This window comes from Actinomadura sp. GC306, from assembly GCF_004348665.1.
Classification (GTDB): domain Bacteria; phylum Actinomycetota; class Actinomycetes; order Streptosporangiales; family Streptosporangiaceae; genus Spirillospora.
The window spans coordinates 1-1709 of the sequence record NZ_SMKM01000512.1; the positions used below are offsets into that span (position 1 = coordinate 1).

Sequence of the window (1709 nt, forward strand, 5' to 3'; positions counted from 1 at the left end):
GGGCTGTGTGCTGGGTGGTTTGGCATGAAATGCTGGTCACCTGGGGGTGTGTGCCCTGTCGCGTCGTCGTTGAGGAGCAGAGCGTGGCTGAGAGGCATCTCGAAATCGAGCAGAAGTACGACGCCGACGCCGGTTTCGTCCTGCCGGAGCTGGCCGGGCTGCCGGGCGTCGCGTCGGCCGCGGAGCCCGAGGTCCACGAACTTCACGCGAGCTACTTCGACACCGCCGACCTGCGGCTCGCGGCGCACGGCATCACGCTGCGGCGGCGGCGCGGCGGACCGGACGCCGGATGGCACCTGAAGATGCCGGCGGGCCTGGACAGCAAGCAGGAGCTGCGGGCGCCGCTCGGCAGGCCGCGGGCCGTCCCGGCGCGGCTGGCCGGGCTGGTCGCCGCCTACACGCGGGGCGCGGAGCTGCGGCCGGTCGCGACGCTGGAGACGCGGCGGACGGTCGTCCGGCTGCTCGCCGCGGACGGGACCGAGCTGGCGGAGGTCGCCGACGACCTGGTGACGGGCAGCGGCCCCGGCGCCGAGACCGAGCGGTGGCGGGAGATCGAGGTCGAGCTGAAGGACGGCCCGTCCGACCTGCTGAAGGCGGCCGGCAAGCGGCTGCGGAAGAGCGGCGCCAAGCGGGGCAGGTCGTCGTCCAAGCTCGGACGGCTGCTCGGCGAAGCGGTGGTCCCGGCCGAGGCGGCGGCCGCGCGTGCCGCGGCGAGGTCGCGGATCGCGTCGGCGACGTCCAACGGCAAGGGCCCCGGCGTCACGACCGGGGAGGTCGTCCTCGCCTACATCGCCAACCAGGTCGAGGCCATCGCGAAGTACGACCCGAAGGCGCGGCTGGAGGAGGAGGACGCCGTCCACAAGATGCGGGTCGGCGTGCGGCGGCTGCGGAGCGCGCTGCGCAGCTACCGGACGGTCCTCGACCCGGAGCGGACCGAGCCGCTCGGGCCGGAGCTGCGCTGGCTGGCGGCCGTCCTCGGCGAGGTCCGCGACCTGGAGGTGCTGCGGATGCGGTTCGCGGCGGCGCCCGCGTTCGTGGTGGCGGACCTGGAGAAGCGGGAGCGCGCCGCGTACCGGCGGATGAACGCGAGCCTGCGGGAGCCGCGCTACTTCGCGCTGCTCGACGAGCTCGACCGGCTGGTCCTCGACCCGCCGCTGGCGGGCGCGGCCGACCGCAAGGCCCGCAAGGAGCTGCCCCTTCTCGTCACGCGGGCGTGGGACCGGATGGCCAAGGACTACGCGTCTATCAAGAGCGCCGACGACCCGGACGTCGCGCGGCACGAGACCCGCAAGGCGGCGAAGCGGGCGCGGTACGCGGCGGAGCTCGCGGTGCCGGTGCTGGGCGCGGCGGCGAAGCGGGTGGCCAAGGACGCCAAGCGCATCCAGGAGGTCCTCGGCGGCTACCAGGACGGCGTGATCGCCATGGAGCACCTCGCGGCGGCGGCCAAGCGCACCAAGGTGCCGGTGGAGGCGTTCGCGCTGGGCGTCCTGTACGGCAGGGAGCAGTGCGAAGCCGAGGCGGCGCGCGACCGCCTCTCGACCACCTGGTCGCAAACCCTAGGCCCGTCCTTCTAGCCCGCCCCAGTTCGTTGACTTGCGGCGTGTTGTTGTTTTGGGACGCCGGATAACAACAACACGCCGCAAGTCAACGGGCTTTGCGAGGCGGCTAGGTGGGGGCTTTGCGAGGCGGGGCGCCCGTTAGGTGGGGGA

At 73.6% G+C, this 1709-nt stretch carries 1 protein-coding gene; it reads left to right on the plus strand.

Annotated features, from left to right (window positions below):
- The first annotated feature begins 83 nt into the window (after window positions 1–83).
- Window positions 84–1574 (plus strand): CYTH and CHAD domain-containing protein, encoded by a 1491-nt coding sequence (locus E1200_RS33155; RefSeq protein ID WP_243709056.1) that lies wholly within the window; start codon window positions 84–86, stop codon window positions 1572–1574.
- Window positions 1575–1709: the final 135 nt, after the last annotated feature.